The following is a 22,377-nucleotide window of genomic DNA, read 5'->3' on the forward strand; positions in this document are numbered from 1 at the left end:
CCGGCTCCAGCTTTTTTTCACTCTTGCACCTGCTCCAGCTCCTCCAGCTTGCGCAGGAACAGTCCGCGAAGCGGCTCATCCGCTCTCTCGGCAAGTCCTCTTAGACAATGTGCCGCCTCATCCCGCATCTTCTGGCGTCTTGCGATCGCCCACCCGTAATATTCCGTATCCAGGTAGTCGCCTCGATACAACGAGAGAATTTTCTCTCCCTGCTCCAACGTAATGAATTGAACGCGGTTGAAGATCGCCATCAGCTCCGCATAATCGCTGCCGATGCGGTCGTCCGTCAGGAGCCAATATCTTTCGTCTCCGAAGCGGACGCAATCCTCGAATCCGATTTGCTTAAGAATCCTGCGCAAATTATAGATCGTCGTATGAAGCAGCGTTTGAGCGCGCTCCACCGGTACCTCCGGCCACAAATCATCCATGAGTCGAAGGCGGTATACCGGCTCTCCGCCCGCATGCCATAGATAGGCAAACAATTCTTTTGTTTTGCGCGTCCTCCAGGTAATCAACTGTCCGAGCGGGCCGTACAGCTCCATGCTGCCCATCACCTTAAGAACAAGCGAAGCGCCCCCGGCTTCGTCCAGCCTGGCGCCACCCCCTTCGGATCCGGACTCCTCCGCATGATCCGGGTACAGGCTCTCAGAGCCGAATTTTTTCTTAAATCTCTCCAGCGTCTGCGACAATCGGACGGCCGACACCGGCTTTAGCAAATATCCGAACGCCCCCGTCTCGAATGCGTCTATCGCATACTCCTGATGGGCCGTAACGAATATGATTTGGGCAGTCGGGCAACGTTCGGCGATGGCGGCGGCAGCGCTCAACCCGCTAAGCCCCGGCATCTCGATATCCAGAAAAATAATATCGGGTCCTTGATCCTGCACGTATTCGAGCGCCTCCAGCACATTTAAAAACTTGCCTGAGACCGTTACACCGCCCGCCTGTTCAAGCAATATTTCCATAACGTCAATCGCGATCTGTTCGTCATCAATCAGCATCGCTTTCAGCATCGAATCCCTCCGGTATGAGTAGCTCCATCTCCGTACCGATTCCCAGCTCGCTTCTCATCACGATGGGTTGACCGAAGATTGTTTTCATTCTGTAATTTACGCTGGCAACGCCTACGCCGCCGAGCGAGCCTGCCCGCAGCCGCTCCAAGTCGTCCTTTTCGATGCCGACTCCATTGTCGGCAACCGTTATCCGCACGCCTTCGTCCGAAGTCGCCGAGCTGATGCGAATCGTTCCTCCTTCGGGCTTGGGACCGATTCCATGTCTTACGGCATTCTCGACAATGGGTTGAAGCGACAACGGCGGAAGCCATACATTTTTATGCCCCTGCAATTCGTATTGAACCTCCAGCCTGCTGCCGAAACGCAGCTGTTCGATCTCCAGATAAGCTCTTACCAGCTCCAGCTCATGCTCCAACGGGATCAGCTTCTTTTTGAAAACGAATGTAAACTTGGCTCGAAGATAGGTCGTTAAGTGATGAATGGTTTCGCGCAGCTTGTCCGTATCCTTATAGCTTAATCCTACCAAAGCGTTCATGCTATTGTACAGAAAATGTGGCGTAATCTGGGCCTGCAAAAAGTCCATCTCGCGCTTCACCGCTTGCTCCGAGGATTTCTTCATGGCGAGCAAGGATTGAATTCTCGCCTTCAGCACGGAGGGCTCGAACGGCTTATGAATAATATCGTTGGCTCCTTCGCGAAGCGCCGCGATGATGTCTTCCCGATGCCCGAGCGACGTCATCATGAGCACCGGGAGCTCGGCGAGACTATATCTGCCCCGAATCGCGGAGCACAGATCCAGTCCCGACACGACAGGCATGAGCAGATCAATGACGGCCAGATCCGGGCGTTTGGAGCCGCTCAGCCAGTTTACGGCTTCCTCGCTGCTCCGCATCGCGACATGCGCGTAACCGAGCGATTGGACGACGTCGATCATCATTTTGAGGCTCGCGCCGTCATCATCGACGATAAGGATGGTAAACGGCGATTCCAGCCCCTCTTTGCCAAGCGGCATAAAAAACAACTCTTCTTCCGCAGCCGCGCTTTCCGACTCATAGAGCTGCTGCAATTCCATCTCCGGAGCCGCGACGTTAAGCGTAAAGGAGAATACGGTGCCCTCCCCGGGGGCGGAGATGGCCTGCAGTTCGCTGCCATGCAGCTCGACCAGCTGCTTGACAAGGCGGACGCCCAGTCCGAAGCCGTCCGTTTCGTACAGCTCCCGCTCCTCCTGCGACAGCTTCGTGCCGAACAAGCGGTCGATATAAGCTTTCGGCATGCCGGAGCCCGTATCCTCGATCGAGATAACGATAACGTCTTCTTGCGCGACGGCCCTGATGACGACATAACCCTCGGCCGTATATTTAAGCCCATTTTCGATCAGCGTATATAAAATTTGGCGAAGCCTGTTTTCGTCAGCCATTACGAATGGCAGCATATTGGGCAGCTCATTGCGGATTTCCACTCGATCGTTGATCGGGACGATTGCCAGTGAATTCAGCACGAAACGGACCATCATTGCTACGTCGACAGGTGCAAGCTTGAGATGGGTCTCCCCGTATTTGATCCGATTAAAATCCATCATATCGTCTACAAGCGTCGATAATCGGCGTCCGACCGCATGCAGCAGCTGAATATTTTCCCTATGGGGATCGAGCAGCGGATTTTTTTTGTCCTCTAGCAGCGATTGGGATAGATGAATAATGCCATTTAGCGGCGTATGCAGCTCGCGCGACGTTTTTGCCAGGAACTCGTCCTTTTGCCGATTTTGCGCCATGAGACGTTTCGTTTGGCCTTCGCTCTTCTGGAAAGCCTGCTGGAAGCGGTCGCTCATCAGAAACGACTGGGAAAACACGAGCAGCAGCGGCGCTATGAGCATGGAAAAAGGATTATCCAACGCGAATTGATATCTGATTTGCCCGATGATCCAGGCGAGAACGAAGTAGGATCCGCCTAACACGATATAGATCAAGCCTTTGCGGTTCTCCCGCCTTCCAAGCAGAAGCTCGCCCGCCACCACGCAGAATATGATGGCCTGCAGCACGATGTTGATATAGAACAGCATGGAAACGAAGGAGTTTGGCAACACAGCCTGCAGGCAGATGTAACTCACGCCGAATATTCGGAGTCCGCGGAACCATCTGGATTCTCGAATCCCCAGATACCGATAGGCGTACATGGAGAACGAGAGAAATGATATAAAAGGAAGCATGATGAGCAGCTTCTGCAGCCATGCGAACGGGAAGTCCGGCCAGAATGAGCCGAGAACGATTTCGTTATCGATCAAAGTAAACAAGCCGATCGCCAAGCAAAAAATGCTGAAATGCATAATATACGGTTCCTTGCGCCATCGCTTGGCCATTCCCGCATAATACAGCCCGAACACCAGCATCGTGGATATGAGCAAAATATCGACTAAACGAGAGTTGTCTCTGCGCGCGATAACATCTTCCGTCAGACCGAATTCCGGCGGCTGCACAAGTCCGCCACGCAAATTATTGTAGCTCGCGACCTGGATCAGAATATCCATATAGCCCGATTTCGAAGCCGCCGTCGCGAAGACCGGCATATTGCTCGGCATGTATGTAGCCGCTTGATCGGAGGGCTGGCCGCTGCCCCCGGAGTCGTCGCCGCCGAGGTAAACATGATTGGACAACCTGATTTTTTTGCCTCGCAGGCTGAACACGTCATCTTTGCCGATCTTTACGACCAGCCTGTACGTTCCGTATCCCGCGCCATCCCTGCCTCCGCTGGACATGATCCCTTTCCAGTCTCCGGGCACCGCCATATATTTTCGCTGCCTACTCAGCTCCTCCGGCCGTTCGCTAAAGTCCGCAGGCGTCAACAGCATTCCTTGATAGAACTCCCATTCTCCGCGCAGCAAAATAACGCCTCTCTCAGTAAAATCCCAATGAGAAGCGTCTAGTGCTCCTTTCTCGGCCACCGGCATGGCTTCCGGGTCTTGAAACCAGTTATAGACCGTCAACAATGATCCCACTGTCAACGTGATAATTAATATAAGTATGCTCAGTACGCGTATGTTCATAGTAAAGATTATAGCATATTGACGAGTTCCATAGCCGATGTCTGTTAGATTTTTCAACCTTTTGTTCACAAGTCTGGAGTCGCATAATTTCCTATGTGCAACAAAAACAAAAAGAAAGAAGCCCTTGCTTCGCAAGGACTTCTTGTTGGATGCGGTAGAGAGGACTCGAACCTCCACGGGTATACACCCACTACCCCCTCAAGATAGCGTGTCTGCCATTCCACCACTACCGCATATTATAATTGATGACCGACCCCGACATGCCAGCGTTCTCCGAGGGATGAAGAAACTGGTGAGCCATGTAGGACTCGAACCTACGACACCCTGATTAAAAGTCAGGTGCTCTACCAACTGAGCTAATGGCTCTCATGAACGGAAACGACTCCACGCAAGAGCGCCTTCGTAAAAGGTTGATGGTGACCCGTAGGGGATTCGAACCCCTGTTACCTCCGTGAAAGGGAGGTGTCTTAACCCCTTGACCAACGGGCCACATGCTGCAATAATGCATACATTCGCTTTTTTGCGACAAGAATTATTGTATCACCTTGTCTGCTCAATTGCAAGATTTAATTTCTTAATTCCTCAGTCCGCAAGTACTTGAACAAAATAAAAAGACCGATTACGTCTCGGCCTCTCGATGCCATGCGATGAGTCCTTCGGCAAAAAGAATGTGGCGGAGAAGGAGGGATTCGAACCCTCGCACCACTTACGCAGTCTAACCCCTTAGCAGAGGGTCCCCTTGAGCCACTTGGGTACTTCTCCATGAACTGGCTCCCCGAACAGGACTCGAACCTGTGACAACTCGATTAACAGTCGAGTGCTCTACCGACTGAGCTATCAGGGAACATCAAAAATTAACAGTGACAAGTAATAATTTATCATGGCGTCCTGGACTTGTCAAGCGCTATCAATTTTAATTTTCCACGGCATTTGCCGCAGGCGTAACGGTCGGGATCCAGCTTTCTTTTGCGCATGTATTCCATTCCGCAGCTGCCGCAGATCAGCTTGTACTTAAACGCGGCCGGCCCTACCCTTTTCCGCTCCGGCAAAGCCTGACAGTACCTGGAGCCGCCGACATGGGCGAGCAGCGTACGGAAGTCATGGTCGCGATGCCGGTAACCACGCTTCATCAGGTGCAGATGATAATGACAAAGCTCGTGCTTGATGATGCGCTCCGTCTCTTCCTCCCCGTACGCGGCAAGTTGATGCGGACTGATCTCAATATGATGGGTAAGGGTGAAGTAACGTCCTCCCGTTGCCTTTAGCCGTCCATTAAACGTCGCCTTGTGCAGGAACGGCCTGCCGAAGCACTCCAGCGAGACGCGCTCTACCCATTGCTGCAACGTATTGTTATCCATGCATACAACCTCCTTGACTACTTGAATTTTAACGCGGCTATAGGCTACACTGTCAAGTAGGAACGCCGTGCGAACGGCAACTGAACGAGGGGAGATCACGGAACTTATGGCTATCATGAGATATGTGTTATTGAAACAGGAACAGAACATCAGCTTTGTCGAGATGCCGGCATCGCATGCTTATCAACTTAGCGCGCTGAATTTGCGCCTGCATAAAGAGATCGACAAGCTGACGGCCGACCAGGTGCCCGTCCTGCCTTATGCGGTAGCGGAATGCGATAATGTGGAGCTGCATGATTCCTCCATCAAGATCGTATCCGGACTGGACTATCTTAATAGTCTGGAAAAGGAGTTTGCCGGCGTACAGGAGAAGTCCTACCCGCTGATTTCGCTTCTGACCGAAATACGCGCGCTGCAAGCTCAGCTCGAGCAATGGTACGAGGAGTACGAAGAAGAGCAGCTTGGCTAACCTGACTCGATATCGGTTGGACCTGCACGGATATTCGCCTATTGCCATATGTTTATAGAACAACAGGCGATACCGGGAGGAGGGCGATGCGCATGCCACAGTGGCTGTGCAACCAACTGATGCGCGCATTTCAACAGAAGGACCGCAGGCAGATCAAGCTGCTGAACGATTGTTGGTATTTCTACCGAACCAAACAAGGACATAAAGAACATGGCAGCGGTACCGTTATCCAATGAATCTGCCTGTCGTCCATAATTCGAGAAAACCCGGCTCTCCCTTATTGGGCGGCCGGGTTTATTCGTCGTGGAGCAGTTATAAAGAGATTAGTCCATCTTTCCGCCGTTAAAGTACGCGATGTTCTCAATCGGCAGACGCGTGGACGGGTGGCCCGGCGACGCCGCTTTGCCGATCGGAAGCATCAGTGTTGGCAGGTAACGATCCGATATGCCGAGCAGTTCCTTTACGCCGTCGCGGTTGTAGCCGCCCATCGGCACCGTATCGTAGCCTTTGGCGCGCGCTGTCAGCATAAGCTGCATGGCGACAAGCCCCGTATCGAACGCGACCAACTCGCGCAGACGGTCGGCAGGCAGCGACGAATACATCTTGGTATAGTTCGCGATCATATTTGTTTTCACTTCTTCCGACATATAACCTGCCTTAACGGAAGCGCCATAGATGTCTTCGGCCAGCGTGTACATCTCCAGATCGGCCATCACGATGATAACGGCCGAAGCTTCGGCAACCTGACTTTGGTTAAACGCGATCGGAACCAGCTTAGCTTTCAGCTCTTCGTCCGTGATGACCATGAACCGCCAAGGCTGCATGTTCGCCGAGGACGGCGCCTTCGCCGCGATCGTCAGCATCTCCAGCAGCTCCTCGTCTGCAATGCGAACGCTGTTGTCATATTTGCGCACGGAGCGTCGCTCCCCTACCACCTGGAAAAACGGAATATTATTATGTCCTGTAATCGACGTCTGGACTTTTACTTGAGAATCGATCAATTGAGTCATGTTTTGTCCTCCTCATTACTGCAACTGTAATCACATAATGTACAGTATAAATACCAGACGAACAATTGTCAATCAACTAACTTTTGGTTACTTGGTTATTTATTATGGGCCAATGAGATTCAAAAAAAAATGGCGGTGCCTGGGAGTTGCTCCCTGCACCGCCGCAACGCGGAAGGTTAATCCGGTTTTCTCATCGTCAGGCTGACTCTGCCCTTCTTGAGGTCGACACTCAGCACCCACACCGTAACGGTGTCTCCAACCGAGACGACATCCATAGGATGTTTTACGAATTTGTTGCTGAGCTGGGAAATATGGACGAGTCCATCGTTCTTGATGCCAATGTCTACAAATGCGCCGAAATCGATAACGTTCCGGACCGTTCCCTGCAGCTCCATACCCGCGCTCAAGTCCTCGATCTGCAGCACATCCGTGTGGAAGATCGGCGGCGGCAGCTCCTCGCGGGGATCGCGACCGGGCCTCAGAAGGCTCTCCACGATGTCTCTCAGCGTCGGAGCGCCTACGCCGAGCTTAACGGCCAGCGAAGCAGCGTCGACGTTCTGAAGGGCATTTCTGACCTCTTCGCTGCCAATGCGCTTCAAGTCCAGTCCAAGCTCGGCGAACAGCCCGTCCACAACGGCATACGACTCCGGATGGATCGGGGTCTGATCCAGCGGATTCGACGCGTCGGGGATGCGCAAAAAGCCGATGCACTGCTCGTAGGACTTCGCCCCGAGCCGCGGCACCTTTTGAAGCTGCGTCCTCTTCGAGAAACGGCCGATCTCTTCGCGGTACTTCACGATATTTTTGGCGATGGTGCCATTGACGCCGGCTACGTACGACAGCAGCGACGCAGACGCCGTATTGACATCGACGCCGACATGGTTAACCGCCGATTCCACTACGCCGCCAAGCGTCTCGTCGAGCCGCTTCTGGCTGACGTCGTGCTGGTATTGCCCAACGCCGATCGCCTTTGGTTCGATCTTTACCAGCTCCGCTAGCGGATCCTGCAGTCTGCGCGCTATGGATACGGCGCTGCGTTCCGCGACGTCCAGAGAAGGGAACTCTTCGGCCGCCAGCTTGGATGCCGAATAGACGCTCGCCCCCGCTTCGCTCACGATAATGTAGCGCAGATCGGGTCCGCTCCCGCCCTTCCGCTTGCCGATCAACGAGGCGATGAACTGTTCGGTCTCGCGCGAAGCCGTACCATTGCCGATGACAATAAGCTCCACCTTATATTTATCGATGAGTCCGTTAATCAGCTTCTCCGCTTCCGCTACCTTGTTGTTCGGCGGCGTCGGATACGATACCGCTACCTCCAGCAGTTTGCCGGTATCGTCGACAACGGCAAGTTTGCAGCCCGTCCGGAACGCCGGATCCACTCCGAGAACGATATGGCCGCGAACTGGCGGCTGGAGCAGCAGATTTCTCAAATTCGCGGAGAAGATCGTAATGGCGTGTTCCTCCGCCGTCTCCGTCAATTCGCCGCGGACTTCGCGTTCGATCGACGGTGCAATAAGACGCTTGTAGGCGTCCTCGATTACGCTATTGAGAACCGCCGATATTGCGGGAGCCGTGCCGCCGCGCAGCAGCTTGCGCTTCATCTGCTCATGAATGCGGTCCACCGGCGTATCCAGCGATATACGAAGCACTTCCTCCCGCTCGCCGCGATTAATGGCAAGCACCCGATGCGGAGGCAGCTTTTTGACCGGCTCTTGGTAGTCGTAATACATCTCGTAGACGGACTCCTCATCGGCCTTCTTTACCTCGGATCGAAGAAGCGATTGATCGAACGTAAACTTGCGGATCCACGAACGGATCCAGGCATCGTCCGCTATATTTTCCGCAACGATGTCCATGGCTCCTTGCAGCGCCTCTTCGGGCGTCGATACGCCTTTGTCCGCGTTCACGTATCGCACGGCTTCAGTAAGCGGATCTCCTTGCCGCGGCTGCGACCACAGCCAATCCGCCAGAGGTTCAAGTCCGCGCTCCTTCGCGACGCTGGCTCTGGTCTTGCGCTTCTGCCTGTAAGGTCGGTATAAGTCCTCCACTTCCTGCAGCTTCGCAGCCGCCTCGATAGACGACTTAAGCGCGCCCGTGAGCTTCCCTTGCTCGTCGATGAGACGAATAACTTCGCGCTTGCGCTCCTCCAGATTCCGCATGTACTGCAGCTTCTCTTCGATCGTTCGCAGCTCGTTCTCGTCCAGCTCGCCCGTCATCTCTTTCCGGTAACGCGCGATAAACGGAATCGTGTTGCCTTCGTCCAAAAGACTTACCGCCGCTTTCACCTTGCTGACCGGCAAAGCAGCCGCCGCGGATATCGCTGCTATAATTCTCCCGTTCTCCGCTTCCTTTTGCTCGTCCGTAAGCTTGATTTTTGTTCCAGCTTCTTCTATATCCACTCCTGATGCACCTTTCGACCATTCTGCCACTATCGCACGCACCGTCCTTGTTATCGTTACCCTGTATAAGGATTATTCGCCTTCTCGAATCCGATCGTCGTACGCCCGCCATGCCCTGGATAAACAATGACTTCCGGATTAAGCTTGTACAGCTTCGTCCGTATGGAATCGTACAGATCGGCCTCACGCCCGCCGGGCAGGTCCGTACGGCCAACCGACAGCTTAAACAGCACATCTCCCGAGAACAGATGGTTTCCGCATAAGAAGCTTACGCTGCCTGGCGAATGACCCGGCGTATGCATCACTTGAAACTTGTGGCCGATCATCGCTAACGTCTGTCCTTCATCCAGCGCAAATTCGGCCGGATCCGTCGATAATGGCGGCGTAACGTCCTGCCAACGCATCGATCCGTTCTTGCGCGGGTCCGTTAACCAGTCTGCTTCGAGATCATGGATGTAAACCGGACATCCGGCGGCTTTGCGAACCTCATCAACCCCGCCCATATGATCGAAGTGGGCATGCGTCAGCAGAATCGCTTCGATTTTCGTATTTGCAATGCGATCAAGCAGCCGCTTGGGATTCATGCCGGGATCGACAATGATGCCTCGTTCCTGCTCGCCATCGGTTACCGTTACCAGATAACAATTCGTCTGGATGGGTCCAAGCGAAAACGTCTCGACTTTAAACTCGGTTCCCATCGCTCTAGAAGCTCTCCAGAAGCTCGCGGAGCTCCTTAATGACTTCCGCCTGGTAGCCTGGCCCATCACCGTAACGCTTCATGATCTCCGCTCTTGCAATCGCCAGATTGTCCTGGTAGTCGGCAGCTTCCCGATCCGTATTGTCGCGTTTAAACGCCACCATTGGCTCCTGAATCCGAGTTGGCCTTGGACCCCATTGCCCAAGTACGGCGCCGCCTGTGTCCGCAAAAATCACGATAGGAATGGAGCGCCCGCCCATTGTCAGGAATTGATCCATCGTATCCAGATTTTCTTCCATGATGAGCACCTCGGTCGGGATGCCCGTTACTTCCAGCGCGCCGAATACGGCCGGCACGTTGCGAACGACATCCCCGCACCAGTCGGCCATTAAGATGAGACAACGCAGATCGTCCCGGTTGTTCATGGATTCGAACAGCTCCCGGTCCTCGTCGGAGGGCCAGCTGAACTGCTCCATCCAGCCAATAAACGTCTCCTTGTTTTTGGTCATCCCATCCACGAATTGCTGTGGGCTAATCCCCTTGCCCAGCTTGTCTGCCACACTTTTACTCATATGTAATCCGCTCCTTCATTTAATGTACCAAACTAAAATTTCCTGGCCCTGCGAATGTAAAGGAAGAGAACAACAAGCACCGCCAGCGCAATAATCGCATACACGATATAGGAATATACGTCCATAAATTCTACGATTTCATGCCAGTTTCCTCCAACCGCCGTACCGACAGAGACAAGAATCGTGTTCCAGATCAACGTGCCGACCGTCGTAAAGAACAGAAATGGAACCAGTTTCATACCAGACATGCCGGCCGGCAATGAGATCAGGCTTCGAATAAGGGGCACCATCCTGCACAGCAGCACGGCCCAATAACCATACTTGTCGAACCAGGCATCGGCTTTGCGCACATCTTCCTTCTTTACTCGCAGCACGCGTCCCCAGCGGTCGATAATTCGCTCCAGCCGTTCAACGCCAAGCAGCCTTCCGATTAAGTACAAAATAATGGCCCCGATCAGCGAACCCAGCGTCGCAAAGAGGATGACGCCTATTGGCGTTAGATTCGTGTACGTCGTCATAAATCCGCCAAAGGTCAAAATGATTTCCGACGGAATCGGCGGGAACAGGTTCTCGACCGCGATCATGAGCAATATGCCCATATACCCGTATTGCTCCATAAAATCGGTTATCCAGCTTTCCATCTTCACCCTCCACTTCGAATATCGCGGTTCCTCCTCCTCTAGCCGGGAAGCCGCCTCTGTTATTCTATCATATCGCAAGAGAAGCCTTCCACTCTAACCCTATCCTATGGTCCTGTCCATTCGGATATGTTCGGTTAAAAAGGGAGAAATACGGGCAGGACGGACAGTCCGAGTCATAGCGGTGACCACTGGACGAATGCCCGCATATTTTGGAGGGAGAGGAGTCGGTTCTATATGAAACCCCACGAGCAAAAGCACGCAGCCGGCTTGCCGTCCGCGCGCAAAATTCGCAGGTCATGCAGCAATGAGCTGTACCGCACGGCGAAGCGATTGAAGCTGTACGTGTCCAAGGAGAAGATGGAAAAAGCCGAGTCGCTGTACTTTCGTCAAGTGGCGCAGAACCTGCTGTGGATCGTCGATCATAAAAACAATCGCAAGGCTCAAGCAGACTGGTGGACGGATAATGTCAGCGAGGAAATAGCCGCTCTATGGGAAGTCGATCGCAAGAAGCTGTGCGAAGCATTCCGCGAAGCGTACGGGGGATAAACAGACAGCCCGCCGTGGAGCTTGTCGCTCCGCAGCGGGCTTCTCCCTCAAGCTTTACTTGCTTTCCTGCAGTCGATCAACCGACACCGTCACCGTATTAACCGGATTATTGCCAACGGTTACCGTCGCCATCCCGTTTGCTTCATCCACGTTCTCGATCCAGACGGAGTCGCCTTCCAGCTTTACGCCAATCGTATCCTTCGATTGGTATATTTGTTTCGCGCGCGTCGCATCCACGTTTTAATTAACCCCTTCCCATTCCGATGTCATCGTATCGGTCGTCGATTCGTCGATTTTTCCGTTGTGAATAGTTACGTTTCCGCCGCCCAGGCCTTCATTTACCATCCGGTCAATGTCCATATCGTAGACCTCGCGTCCTTCATTATTCGGCTCGACCGCTCCGCCATCGATACCTGATATTTGCTTGTCCTCATACATCGCAGCTTCCTCCTTAACATGGTGAGATGGTGGCGAGACGCCTTGACAGAAATATGCCCGAACGGCACGAAATTCATACCGCGGCCACAGTCATATTCGCTCTTCACAGGAGCGGCGACAACAGATGCAGCAGCGATTCCGCCGTTTTCTGTTTGGCTGGCCGACGCGAGAACTCGCCCGCATCAACAGCAACGCTGTCACGTAGATCATTCATGAAATCTTTCGTCAATCGACCTACGGGATCCGCCCCTTCAATTAAAGCCAGCAGCTCGTAATTGCTGTACAAGCTGCGCATATCCAGGTTCGCCGAGCCGATGGACGCGAGCCGTCCGTCAATAATCAAAACTTTGGCATGAATGAAACCTTTGCCATATCTGTACACCCGAACACCGGCTTCAAGCATGTCTTGGACGTACGAGAGCGTAGCCAGCAATACGAGCTTGGAATCGCTGATTCCGGGAATAATTAATTTGACGTCTACTCCGCTTCTAGCGGCGATTCTCAAGCTTGCCGCAATGGACGGATCCGGAATGAAATAGGGCGTAACCGCGTAAATCGTTTCCTTTGCTTCCGACATCGCCGCAAACAGGGCTTCCGAAATAACGGCATCGTGAATACCGGGCTTGCCAGGCACCAATACGATCCTGTCATTCCATTCGGCCTCCGGAGCAGGAACTACATCCCTTGACGTACTTCCTGCATCCACCCTTATGTTTTCTCCCGTCGCTCTTAACCAATTCTCTTGAAATATGGCCTGCAATTGACGGACGCATTCCCCCTCAAGCTTGAGATGCGTGTCTCGCCAAAACCCAAGCCGGGGGTCCAAACCCAAATATTCATCGCCGATATTAATGCCGCCCATAAAGCCGACGGAACTGTCGATAACTACGATTTTGCGGTGATTGCGAAAATTCAACCGTTTCTTTAGCAAAAACTCGCGGGGAGGAGAGAAACAAGCCGACTGTGCGCCGGAACTATGGAGTTTCTGCAGAAAATGTTCAGAGAGATGCAGACTCCCGATTCCGTCATATAATAACTTCACATCAACGCCTTCTCGCGCCTTGCTCGTTAAAACTTCCAGAAATCTGTTGCCGATCCCGTCGCACCTGATCGTGTAATAATCCAGATGGATGGAATTGCAGGCATGCTCTATTGCATTAAGTATGGTTTGAAATGTCGTTTCGCCATCCTGAAGCACTGTAGCCCGATTGCGATTTGTCGCCGGATAAGGAAGATGCTGCTCCATAAACGCATGAAATCGATTCATGCTGGCGCTGTTTCCAATTTTTGAAGCGGCGTGGCACTCCGACTTCAATGACGTTAAGGGCTTGACTCTCTTCAACCTTCGGCCAAGCAGCCAATAAGCAGCAAAACCTAAGTATGGACAAACCAAACATAAAAAAATCCATGCCGCAAGATGACTCTGTCTTCGATGTTCCAGCCATGTTATCGCGCCGATCTGGGCAATGTAGATGATGAGTGCTGCAATGGCCAGCATAAGCCAAACATACACGCGGCTCCCCCTTCTTTCCCTCGCTCTGCCGTAACGTTTAGTGTGCCTCCGGAAGCGAGATTTATGTGAGAAAGGATAACTTTGCAGGCATGTTTTATAGCTTCCGGGAATAAATAGTCATAGAACGTTCTGCAAAATGATTACGACGGCCGGAAGGAGTAAACCAGTGACAAGAACGCGGAAGCCAGCATGGTCCTTTGTTGTGATGCGCGGCCCGGACAAGACGGTAAGACAGTTCAAGGTATCCAAACGATCAGTCGTAGCAGCGCCAATGGCCGCAGCCCTTGCCGTGGCAGGTACGGTCGCGGGCTTGCAGTTGAAGGCGGCGTACGAGCTGAGACAATTGGAGTCCGAGCTATCTAATCAGTCTGCCGCATTCACTCAAACGATTGCCGGAATGGATGCCGTCATCGCCGGGAAGGATGAAGCGATCGTCACCTTGCAGCAAGAGATTTTGAAATTGTCGCGACAAACAGAAGATATGAAAATAAAGATGCAAGAGCTGGGCGAGCTCGAAGAGAAGCTGAAGCTTTTCATGGAGAAATACGGCGGCTCTGTGCCGAACACAGCTTCTCCTACAGCCTCAGACAGCAGTAAAACAAGCGCGTCGGGGAAGGATGCCGCCTCATTCCTCCCTTCGTTTTCCGCTTATTCTTCACTTTCAGACAAAGTTGCGCGATCGCCCATCAGATATCCCGTCATAGGAAATTTAGACGGGATCGTTCACCTTGCCAAGAACACCTCCATCGACCTCAAAGCTCTAAGCCGCATGGTCGACGCCATGGAAGAGTCCATGGCGCATACTTTGAAGCAGGCTCAGAATAGACGCATGACAGTGGATGCCTACCCATCTTCCTGGCCCACCCGTTCCAAGCAATTGACGTCCGGCTTCGGATACCGCCGCGATCCGTTTACCGGCCATGCGACTTTCCATGCCGGGATCGACATTGACGGCAAATCCGGCGATACCGTCTTTAGCGCGGCGGAAGGAACCGTATCGGAGACGGGATACGATTCGCAATACGGCAACTACATTATCATCGATCATCTGGGTCATCTCCAGACCGCTTATATGCATCTTTTGGCCATTGACGCGCGTGAGGGCGATACAGTCGTGCGAGGAGAGAAAATCGGACAGCTTGGCTCAAGCGGCAGAAGTACGGGGCCTCACCTGCATTTTCAGATTATGCAGCGAAGCGAGCCAGTGAACCCGCTCAAGTACCTAGCCTCCCGTACGTAACCGTGAGCAGCGGATTCAGGCAGCTTCCATCAATGACGAATGCCGAGGAGGTAATACTTATGTTTAAGGAGAACAAGCGTGTCGTCGCTACGGATACGTTAATCGGACAAGGAACAATCGTCGAAGGCAAGTTGATCAGCGAAGCCAATCTCAGAATCGAAGGCGAATATCGTGGCGATATCGAATGCAAGGGCGATATCATTATCGGGGAGTGCGGAATCGTTCGCTCCAATATTGAAGCTCGAGATATTACGCTTGCGGGAAAGCTCTATGGCGATATCGTGACCAAAGGCCGCTTGATCATTACGGGCACCGGCCAATTGAGCGGAAGCGTTGCGGCACATGCGTTAATTATTCAGGAGGGCGGCCAACTGAGCGGACAGTGCCGAATGGAGCAGCCAGCAGAATCCAAACCACGCTCGGGCGCGGCTGAATCCTCCGAAGCAGCCAATGCCAAAAAAGATGAGCTCAAAAACAGCGAATCGCAAGCCAAATCCCGCCAAGCGGGCTAATTCATAGCGGGATATTAAAAGCCGTCTCTCGGCGGGTTCAACTAAGTGAACTCGTTGAGGACGGCTTTTTCATTGGTTCCCGGATTAATTGTTTTTTTACGCGGCCACGTCCCGCTTGTTAAATACGTACCAGGTCAACGCGATAAAAATGATATAGTACACGGCTAGTACCGCAAGGGAAAATCCTAACGTCATCCCTTCCCTCATAGAGAAATCACCCAAATATTGCGTAAGATTCAAGTGGATAAAGAGGATGTAGTCGACCCACTTATAGTCCAGCAACGCCAACAATTGCATAAAGTTATTGACGACGAGCAGAAGAAACAATGCCATGCCGATGGCAAGACCGCTGCTGCGGAATATGGTCGACAACATAAAGGACAACGTCACCGTCACGATCGAAGTAATTAACGTAAGTCCGTAATACTTCAGCAAGTACACGAATGGCGAGTCATCGCTTCCCATCGGCAGAATGCCTCCGCCGGCATCCGCCGAATCGTTGCCAATACCGAACATGACCCAATTGACAAGCAATGTACTGCCGAATAACACGATAGCAAGCGTGACAGCGAACAACATGACCGCTATGTATTTCGATAACAATATTTTGGAGCGCGACCATGGCCTGATGAGCAGAAGTTTGATGGTGCCGGATGTAAATTCCTCGGCCACTGCCCCCGCTGCAACTACAACCGTAAAGATCGTGACCAGGAAGAACAGAATGGAGGACTCCATGAACGCGACTTCCCACATCGATGTTGACGACCGCTCGCCGAAGGCCAACCACAGGGCGGATATAATAATCGTTAAGCCGATAAGGATGCCGAACATAACGTAGGTTCGTACGCGCAAATAAATTTTCATGTTTTCATTGCGAATCAATCCGCCGAAATCACCCAATTTTTTCGCCTCCAGTCACTTCCAAGAATTGATCCTCGAGAGACTTCACGTCCTCTCGAATGCCGTAGACCCGAATACCCGCTTGAACCAATGCGGCGTTAGCGGTAGCAATGCCGTCCCTGTCTCCATAGATGATGACGACACCGGAATCCGCTTCTTGAGCCTTTTCCGCCAATTCGGCACTCTGTCCCGCTGTCTGAAGCGCCTGAACGGCTTCAGCCGGCCGATCTACCTGGAACAATACGCGGCGAGCGCTAAGCGCTTGCTCCCCATCCTGAAGCGAACGTACATCGATCAGCCTGCCGTTTTGAATAATGGCGACCCGGTCGCACATGAGCTCCATCTCGGACAGCAAGTGGCTCGATACAAACACGGCGATGCCTTCGTCCTTGGCTAGCTTGCGCAAATAATCGCGAAGCTCTCTTATGCCGGCAGGATCAAGACCGTTCGTCGGTTCATCCAATATTAGCAGCTTAGGCCTGTGCAGCATCGCTTGCGCAACGCCCAAACGCTGCCTCATGCCAAGCGAATACGTCTTCACCTTGTCGTGAATGCGAGCTTCGAGCCCAACCAGCGCCACTACTTCCCTGACCCGGTGCTCCGTTACGCCCGGCATCATCCTGGCATAATGGACCAGGTTCTGATACCCCGTCAAATATTTGTACATCTCCGGGTTTTCTACGATCGCTCCTACATGTTTAATGGCTCCCTCGAATTCCTTCTCGATGCTTTTGCCGTCGATCAGAATTTCGCCAGACGTAAGCGACATTAGCCCCACCATCATGCGGATCGTTGTTGTTTTACCTGCGCCGTTCGGCCCCAGGAAGCCGAATACTTCGCCGCGCGGCAGGTCCAGCGTCAAGTTGTCGATAATCGTACGTGTTCCAATGCGCTTCGTTACGCCCCGCATCTGGACAATGGTTTCCATCACCGTTATTCGTCCTCCTCTTCATCGCAATCTTGTTTCAATAGTTAGCTTGTTCCAACCATTCCAGTATATACGAAGCAGAAAACGTTTGGTAGCGCCCCCCTTTATCCAAGCGGGTACAAAAAAACTCGCGGTCAGGTAAATACCCGCCGCAAGCTTCATTCTCTTATTTGCCGCCGGTACGAGCAAGCTCTCGTTTGTTCGCTTCGAAGGCTGCCATGAGTGCTTCTCCGCCTTGAAGACCGGAATCTTCGGCTTTTTGAATTTGCTGAAGCATACGTTTGTAGTCTTTCGGAATAACCTTAACGAACTTCTCGAGGGAAGCTTCCCAATCTCCCAGCACCTTCTCGCCGATTGCGCTGCTAGTGTAACGTACATGGTTCTCGATCAAGCCGCGAAGCTCCGCGACATCCTGATTTTCCTCAACACGCTCCAGCAGCACCATCTCTACGTTGCAGTTGCTAAAGAATTCGCCTTTGTCGTCATACACATAAGCTACGCCGCCAGACATGCCGGCGCCGAAGTTGCGGCCCGTGCCGCCCAGAATGACGACTCGACCGCCCGTCATATATTCGCAACCATGGTCGCCCACGCCTTCGACAACAACGTCGGCTCCACTGTTCCGTACCGCGAAGCGTTCGCCTGCAATGCCGCGGATATACGCTTGACCACCCGTCGAGCCATACAATGCGGTATTGCCCGTAACGACGTTATCTTCTGCCGCAAATGTCGCTTTCGGCGATGGAGCCACAATGATCTTCCCTCCGGAGAGACCTTTGCCGAAGTAGTCGTTCGTGTCGCCTTCAACCGATAGCGTAATGCCTTTCGGGACGAATGCGCCGAAGCTCTGTCCGGCCGTACCAACGAAGTGGTACCAGATCGTATCTTCCGGCAATCCTTTCGCTCCGTAACGCCTTGTGACCTCGGAGCCCAAAATCGTGCCAACGACACGGTTCGTATTAAGAATCGGGAACGTGCCGCGTACAAGCTCGCCGTTCTCCAGCGCCGGCGCCGCGTTCGGAACGAGTTGCTGCATATCAAGCGACAGCTCGAGACCGTGGTTCTGTTCCTGAACATTGTAACGGAACGCCCCTTCCGGGATATCCGCTTCGTACAGGATGCCCGACAAGTCAAGGCCCTTCGCCTTGTAGTGTTCAAGCAGTTGCTTCGTCTCCAGGCGGTCTACGCGGCCGACCATCTCCTGGATAGTGCGGAAGCCAAGCTCGGCCATGATCTCGCGCAGTTCCTCTGCGATGAAACGCAGATAATTGACGACATGGGACGGATCGCCCATGAACTTCGCGCGAAGCTCCGGATTTTGGGTCGCCACGCCCACAGGACAAGTATCCAGTTGGCAGACGCGCATCATGATGCAGCCCAATACGATAAGCGGAGCTGTGGAGAAGCCGTATTCCTCGGCGCCCAGCAGCACGGCAATCGCAACGTCGCGCCCGTTCATCATCTTGCCGTCGGTCTCGATGACGACGCGGTCGCGCAGCTTGTTCAGCATAAGCGTCTGATGCGTCTCGGCGAGGCCAAGTTCCCACGGAAGACCCGCATGACGGATGGAACCCATTGGCGAAGCGCCCGTGCCGCCATCATAACCGCTGACCATGATTACGTCCGCGCGGCCCTTGGCAACGCCTGCAGCAATCGTGCCGACTCCGACTTCGGATACGAGCTTAACGTTGATTCGGGCACGCGGATTCGCGTTCTTAAGGTCGTGGATCAGCTCGGCGAGATCCTCGATGGAGTAGATATCGTGATGCGGCGGTGGCGAGATGAGGCCTACGCCTGGCGTAGAGCCGCGAACCTCGGCTACCCAAGGATATACCTTAAGGCCGGGCAGCTGCCCGCCTTCGCCAGGCTTCGCGCCTTGCGCCATCTTGATCTGAATCTCGTCCGCGTTAACCAGATAGTTGCTCGTTACGCCGAAACGACCGGAAGCGACCTGCTTGATGGCGCTGCGACGGGAATCGCCGTTGGCGTCCTTTACGAAACGTGCGGGATCTTCGCCGCCTTCGCCCGTATTGGACTTGCCGCCCAAACGGTTCATCGCGATGGCGAGACTCTCGTGCGCTTCTTTGCTGATGGAACCGAACGACATCGCGCCCGTCTTGAACCGTTTAACGATGGACTCTACGGATTCGACTTCCTCAAGCGGCACGGGCTTGCCGTCCTTTCTGAATTCCAGAAGCGAGCGAAGCGTCAGATGTTTTTTATTCTCGCCTTGGACAAGCGCCGAGAACTTCTTGTAGAGCTTGTAGTCGTTCGCGCGGGATGCCATCTGCAGCGTGTGGATCGTCTGAGGCGTAAAGAGATGATCCTCGCCGTCCTTGCGCCATTGATAGTCGCCGCCGGAATCCAGTTCCTTCTCGGAGCCTTCCTGTTCCGCGAACGCGCGGTTATGATGCTTGAGCGTCTCTTCCGCGATGACATCGAGGCCGATGCCTCCGATGCGGGAAGGCGTCCAGGTGAAGTACTCGTTAATGACGTCCTCGCGCAGGCCAAGCGCTTCGAAGATCTGGGCGCCGCGGTACGACTGGATCGTCGAGATGCCCATCTTGGACAATACTTTAACAACGCCTTTGGTCGCAGCTTTAATGAAGTTCTTTACCGCTTTCTCATGCGATACGCTTCTCAGCATGCCTTGACGGATCATATCGTCCAGCGATTCGAACGCCAGATACGGGTTCACGACATTAACGCCGTAGCCCAGCAGCAGAGCGAAGTGATGCACTTCGCGAGGTTCGCCGGATTCCAGCAAAATCGCAACCTTCGTACGGGTGCCTTGGCGGATCAAGTGATGATGCAGACCCGATACGGCAAGCAGCGCCGGGATAGCCGCATTCTCCTTGTCGACGCCGCGGTCGGACAAAATAAGGACATTATGGCCTTTGTCGATGACGCGATCCGCCGCTTCGCACAACGTATTCATCGCGGAACGAAGGCCCTCTTCTCCCTCGCTGGCGGTAAAGAAAATCGGAAGCGTGATAGACTTGAAACCTGGGCGGCGCACATGGCGCAGCTTGGCAAATTGCTCGTTGGACAAAATCGGAGTGTCCAGCTTGATATGACGGCAGCTCTCCGGCTCCGGATTCAGCAGGTTGCGCTCCGGTCCGATCGTCGTGCTCGTCGAAGTGATGATCTCTTCGCGGATGGCGTCGATCGGCGGGTTCGTGACTTGCGCGAACAACTGCTTGAAGTAGTTATACAGGCGCTGCGGACGTTCCGACAGTACAGCCAGCGGAGCGTCATAACCCATGGAAGCAATCGGCTCCTGGCCGCTGCCCGCCATCGGCTCCAGCACTTTGCGAATATCCTCGAACGTATAGCCGAATGCCTGTTGACGTTGCTGGACCGTATCATGGCTCGGCTCCGGAACCTCGGGCGCTTCCGGCAGATCGTCCAAGCCCACAAGATGCTCATCCAGCCATTCGCGATAGGGATGCTCCGCCACGATGGATGCCTTGACTTCTTCGTCGGAAATAATGCGGCCTTGCTCCGTGTCGACAAGCAGCATCCGGCCCGGGCGCAAGCGATCCTTGTAAAGGATATCCTCCGCCGGAATTTCTACGACTCCGGCTTCGGAGCCCAAAATGATATGGTCGTCCTTCGTTACGTAATAACGCGCAGGACGAAGACCGTTGCGGTCGAGTACGGCGCCGATTTGCGTGCCATCCGTGAATCCCATCGCCGCCGGCCCGTCCCATGGCTCCATAAGCGTGCTGTGGTATTCGTAGAACGCCTTGCGGTCAGGGTCCATGCTTTCGTTGCCGGACCAAGGCTCCGGCACCATCATCATCGCGACATGCGGCAGCGAGCGGCCGGACAGATGCAGAAATTCCAGCGTATTGTCGAACATGGCCGTGTCGGATCCGTCCGGGTTGATGATTGGTTTGATCTTCTCCAGATCGTCGCCGAACAGCTCGCTCGCGAACAGCGTCTGGCGGGCATGCATCCAGTTGACGTTGCCGCGAAGCGTATTGATCTCGCCGTTGTGGATGAGGTAATGGAACGGATGCGCCCGCTCCCAGCTCGGAAATGTATTCGTACTAAAACGGGAATGCACTAAAGCCATGGCGGAAACAACCGATTCGTCATTTAATTCCATGTAGAACGAACGGACCTGCTCCGTTGTCAACATCCCTTTGTATACGATCTTCTTGGAGGAGAGGCTGGAGAAATAGAACATGTTGCCCCCGTCCTTGCCCGCATAACGGATCGCGAGCTCAGCCCGCTTACGGATCACGTAGAGCTTGCGCTCGAAAGCAAGCGTCTCGGAGAGAGAAGCATTTTTGCCGATGAACAGTTGACGGACAAACGGCTTGACGGCCAGCGCGGATTCGCCCAGCTTTTCGTCATTTGTAGGAACCGTGCGCCATCCGATCAGCGTCTGGCCTTCCTCGGCGATAATGCCTTCCACTTCTCTCTCGATAGCGGCGCGTTCCGTCTCGTCATGCGGCATAAAGATCATGCCTACGGCATAGTCGCCTTCCGCTGGAAGGGCGACGCCCTGCTTCTCAAGCTCGGCGGAGAAGAATGCATGCGGGATTTGAAGCAGGATGCCCGCTCCGTCCCCCGTGTTCGGTTCGCTTCCCTGACCTCCGCGATGCTCCATGTTCTCGAGCAGATGCAGCGCCTGGCGAATGACCCTATGCGATTTGACCCCTTTGATGCTGGCTACGAAGCCCATTCCGCATGCGTCTTTCTCGAATTGCGGGTCATATAATCCTTGCTTAGGCGGCAATCCCAAAGTACTTTCTTTCATTGTAGTCTGCAACCTCTCTATCAGAAGATTTTTGGATAAGCGTATAATGGAGAGAAAAAACGCGGTTCGATCACTTATTAGCTTCATTTTTGGCTTGGATTATCATAGAATGGTAGGGGACGAGGCTCAACCGCCTGCTCCTTTCCATCCGGTTGCCATATACCGTTACTAAGCGATTATTCTATGATTTTAACATCAGGGCAAATGGGAAGCAATTTAATAATTCTATTAGTACAAAGAAGTTATCAGTTAGTGCAAGTTCAAAAAAAGTCCGGTTTTCAGACCTTTTGAACAAGCTCAGTCAGGACGGCTTTCGTCGAATTCCATTTT

The 22,377-nt window shown here is 53.4% G+C and carries 19 protein-coding genes and 5 tRNA genes; 5 read left to right on the forward strand and 19 right to left on the reverse strand.

Going from position 1 to position 22,377, the window contains the following annotated elements:
- Positions 1-17: 17 nt before the first annotated feature.
- The 8 genes from H7F31_RS27220 to H7F31_RS27255 all read right to left on the reverse strand — a co-directional run bounded on the left by H7F31_RS27220 (position 18) and on the right by H7F31_RS27255 (position 5,411).
- Positions 18-1,013 carry a response regulator gene (locus H7F31_RS27220; protein ID WP_187101351.1) on the reverse strand — a complete coding sequence of 332 codons (996 nt, stop codon included), beginning with the start codon at positions 1,011-1,013 and terminating at the stop codon, positions 18-20.
- A complete protein-coding gene (locus H7F31_RS27225; RefSeq protein ID WP_187101352.1) occupies positions 991-3,993 on the reverse strand; it encodes a hybrid sensor histidine kinase/response regulator in 3,003 nt (1,000 codons plus the stop codon). The genes H7F31_RS27220 and H7F31_RS27225 overlap by 23 nt, the downstream gene beginning before the upstream one ends.
- Positions 3,994-4,203: 210 nt before the next feature.
- Positions 4,204-4,286, reverse strand: a tRNA-Leu gene (locus H7F31_RS27230).
- 57 nt (positions 4,287-4,343) lie between these two features.
- A tRNA-Lys gene (locus H7F31_RS27235) sits at positions 4,344-4,419 on the reverse strand.
- 48 nt (positions 4,420-4,467) lie between these two features.
- Positions 4,468-4,542: transfer RNA gene (locus H7F31_RS27240), tRNA-Glu, on the reverse strand.
- 182 nt (positions 4,543-4,724) lie between these two features.
- A tRNA-Ser gene (locus H7F31_RS27245) sits at positions 4,725-4,815 on the reverse strand.
- 6 nt (positions 4,816-4,821) lie between these two features.
- Positions 4,822-4,897 (reverse strand) — tRNA-Asn (locus tag H7F31_RS27250).
- A gap of 34 nt (positions 4,898-4,931) precedes the next feature.
- Positions 4,932-5,411: a SprT family protein gene (locus tag H7F31_RS27255; protein WP_187101353.1), complete on the reverse strand. Its 480-nt coding sequence runs from the start codon at positions 5,409-5,411 to the stop codon at positions 4,932-4,934.
- Between the two features lie 106 nt (positions 5,412-5,517).
- On the opposite strand from H7F31_RS27255, the gene H7F31_RS27260 reads away from it, so the two are divergent.
- Together H7F31_RS27260 and cmpA are read left to right on the forward strand one after the other, a co-directional pair.
- Positions 5,518-5,880 (forward strand): hydrolase/acyltransferase, encoded by a 363-nt coding sequence (locus H7F31_RS27260; RefSeq protein ID WP_187101354.1) that lies wholly within the window; start codon positions 5,518-5,520, stop codon positions 5,878-5,880.
- A gap of 92 nt (positions 5,881-5,972) precedes the next feature.
- Positions 5,973-6,116, forward strand: coding sequence for a cortex morphogenetic protein CmpA (gene cmpA, locus H7F31_RS27265; protein WP_087570506.1), 144 nt, complete (start codon positions 5,973-5,975; stop codon positions 6,114-6,116).
- Between the two features lie 87 nt (positions 6,117-6,203).
- Here the strand turns inward: cmpA and H7F31_RS27270 are convergent, their stop codons facing one another.
- From H7F31_RS27270 to H7F31_RS27290, 5 genes are all read right to left on the reverse strand, one after another.
- Positions 6,204-6,890, reverse strand: a complete 687-nt coding sequence (locus H7F31_RS27270) for a nitroreductase family protein (protein ID WP_187101355.1) — start codon at positions 6,888-6,890, stop codon at positions 6,204-6,206.
- Between the two features lie 176 nt (positions 6,891-7,066).
- The gene (locus H7F31_RS27275) at positions 7,067-9,283 is read right to left on the reverse strand and encodes a Tex family protein (protein ID WP_187105565.1); all 2,217 of its coding nucleotides are present in this window, start codon (positions 9,281-9,283) and stop codon (positions 7,067-7,069) included.
- Positions 9,284-9,345: 62 nt separating this feature from the next.
- Positions 9,346-9,987, reverse strand: a complete 642-nt coding sequence (locus tag H7F31_RS27280) for an MBL fold metallo-hydrolase (protein WP_187101356.1) — start codon at positions 9,985-9,987, stop codon at positions 9,346-9,348.
- A gap of 4 nt (positions 9,988-9,991) precedes the next feature.
- The gene (locus tag H7F31_RS27285; protein ID WP_087570502.1) at positions 9,992-10,558 is read right to left on the reverse strand and encodes a thioredoxin family protein; all 567 of its coding nucleotides are present in this window, start codon (positions 10,556-10,558) and stop codon (positions 9,992-9,994) included.
- Positions 10,559-10,590: 32 nt separating this feature from the next.
- Positions 10,591-11,199 (reverse strand): DedA family protein, encoded by a 609-nt coding sequence (locus H7F31_RS27290; protein WP_087570501.1) that lies wholly within the window; start codon positions 11,197-11,199, stop codon positions 10,591-10,593.
- 234 nt (positions 11,200-11,433) lie between these two features.
- Between H7F31_RS27290 and H7F31_RS27295 the strand changes: the two genes are divergently transcribed.
- Positions 11,434-11,745 (forward strand): dehydrogenase, encoded by a 312-nt coding sequence (locus H7F31_RS27295; RefSeq protein ID WP_187101357.1) that lies wholly within the window; start codon positions 11,434-11,436, stop codon positions 11,743-11,745.
- A gap of 54 nt (positions 11,746-11,799) precedes the next feature.
- Here the strand turns inward: H7F31_RS27295 and H7F31_RS27300 are convergent, their stop codons facing one another.
- The 3 genes from H7F31_RS27300 to cls all read right to left on the reverse strand — a co-directional run bounded on the left by H7F31_RS27300 (position 11,800) and on the right by cls (position 13,696).
- A complete protein-coding gene (locus tag H7F31_RS27300; RefSeq protein WP_187101358.1) occupies positions 11,800-11,982 on the reverse strand; it encodes an H-type small acid-soluble spore protein in 183 nt (60 codons plus the stop codon).
- A gap of 3 nt (positions 11,983-11,985) precedes the next feature.
- On the reverse strand, positions 11,986-12,183 hold the full coding sequence (locus tag H7F31_RS27305) for a hypothetical protein (RefSeq protein ID WP_187101359.1): 198 nt from the start codon (positions 12,181-12,183) through the stop codon (positions 11,986-11,988).
- A gap of 103 nt (positions 12,184-12,286) precedes the next feature.
- The gene (cls, locus tag H7F31_RS27310) at positions 12,287-13,696 is read right to left on the reverse strand and encodes a cardiolipin synthase (protein ID WP_187101360.1); all 1,410 of its coding nucleotides are present in this window, start codon (positions 13,694-13,696) and stop codon (positions 12,287-12,289) included.
- Positions 13,697-13,862: 166 nt separating this feature from the next.
- Here cls and H7F31_RS27315 point away from each other — a divergent pair, with 166 nt between their 5' ends.
- Both H7F31_RS27315 and H7F31_RS27320 read left to right on the forward strand, forming a co-directional pair.
- Entirely contained in the window at positions 13,863-14,936 is a 1,074-nt protein-coding gene (locus H7F31_RS27315; RefSeq protein WP_187101361.1) for a peptidoglycan DD-metalloendopeptidase family protein, read from the forward strand.
- Between the two features lie 59 nt (positions 14,937-14,995).
- Positions 14,996-15,448: a bactofilin family protein gene (locus H7F31_RS27320; protein WP_187101362.1), complete on the forward strand. Its 453-nt coding sequence runs from the start codon at positions 14,996-14,998 to the stop codon at positions 15,446-15,448.
- A 96-nt stretch (positions 15,449-15,544) separates the two neighbouring features.
- On the opposite strand, the gene H7F31_RS27325 is transcribed toward H7F31_RS27320, so the two are convergent.
- From H7F31_RS27325 to gltB, 3 genes are all read right to left on the reverse strand, one after another.
- The gene (locus H7F31_RS27325) at positions 15,545-16,348 is read right to left on the reverse strand and encodes an ABC transporter permease (protein ID WP_187101363.1); all 804 of its coding nucleotides are present in this window, start codon (positions 16,346-16,348) and stop codon (positions 15,545-15,547) included.
- Positions 16,341-17,276 carry an ABC transporter ATP-binding protein gene (locus tag H7F31_RS27330; RefSeq protein ID WP_087570493.1) on the reverse strand — a complete coding sequence of 312 codons (936 nt, stop codon included), beginning with the start codon at positions 17,274-17,276 and terminating at the stop codon, positions 16,341-16,343. Before H7F31_RS27330 ends, H7F31_RS27325 begins: the two co-directional genes overlap by 8 nt.
- A gap of 166 nt (positions 17,277-17,442) precedes the next feature.
- Complete coding sequence (gene gltB, locus H7F31_RS27335; RefSeq protein ID WP_187101364.1) at positions 17,443-22,047, reverse strand: glutamate synthase large subunit; 4,605 nt, start codon at positions 22,045-22,047, stop codon at positions 17,443-17,445.
- Between the last annotated feature and the right edge of the window lie 330 nt (positions 22,048-22,377).

Origin of the sequence: Paenibacillus sp. PAMC21692, from assembly GCF_014303795.1 — a bacterium.
In the GTDB taxonomy this organism is placed as follows: domain Bacteria; phylum Bacillota; class Bacilli; order Paenibacillales; family Paenibacillaceae; genus Pristimantibacillus; species Pristimantibacillus agaridevorans.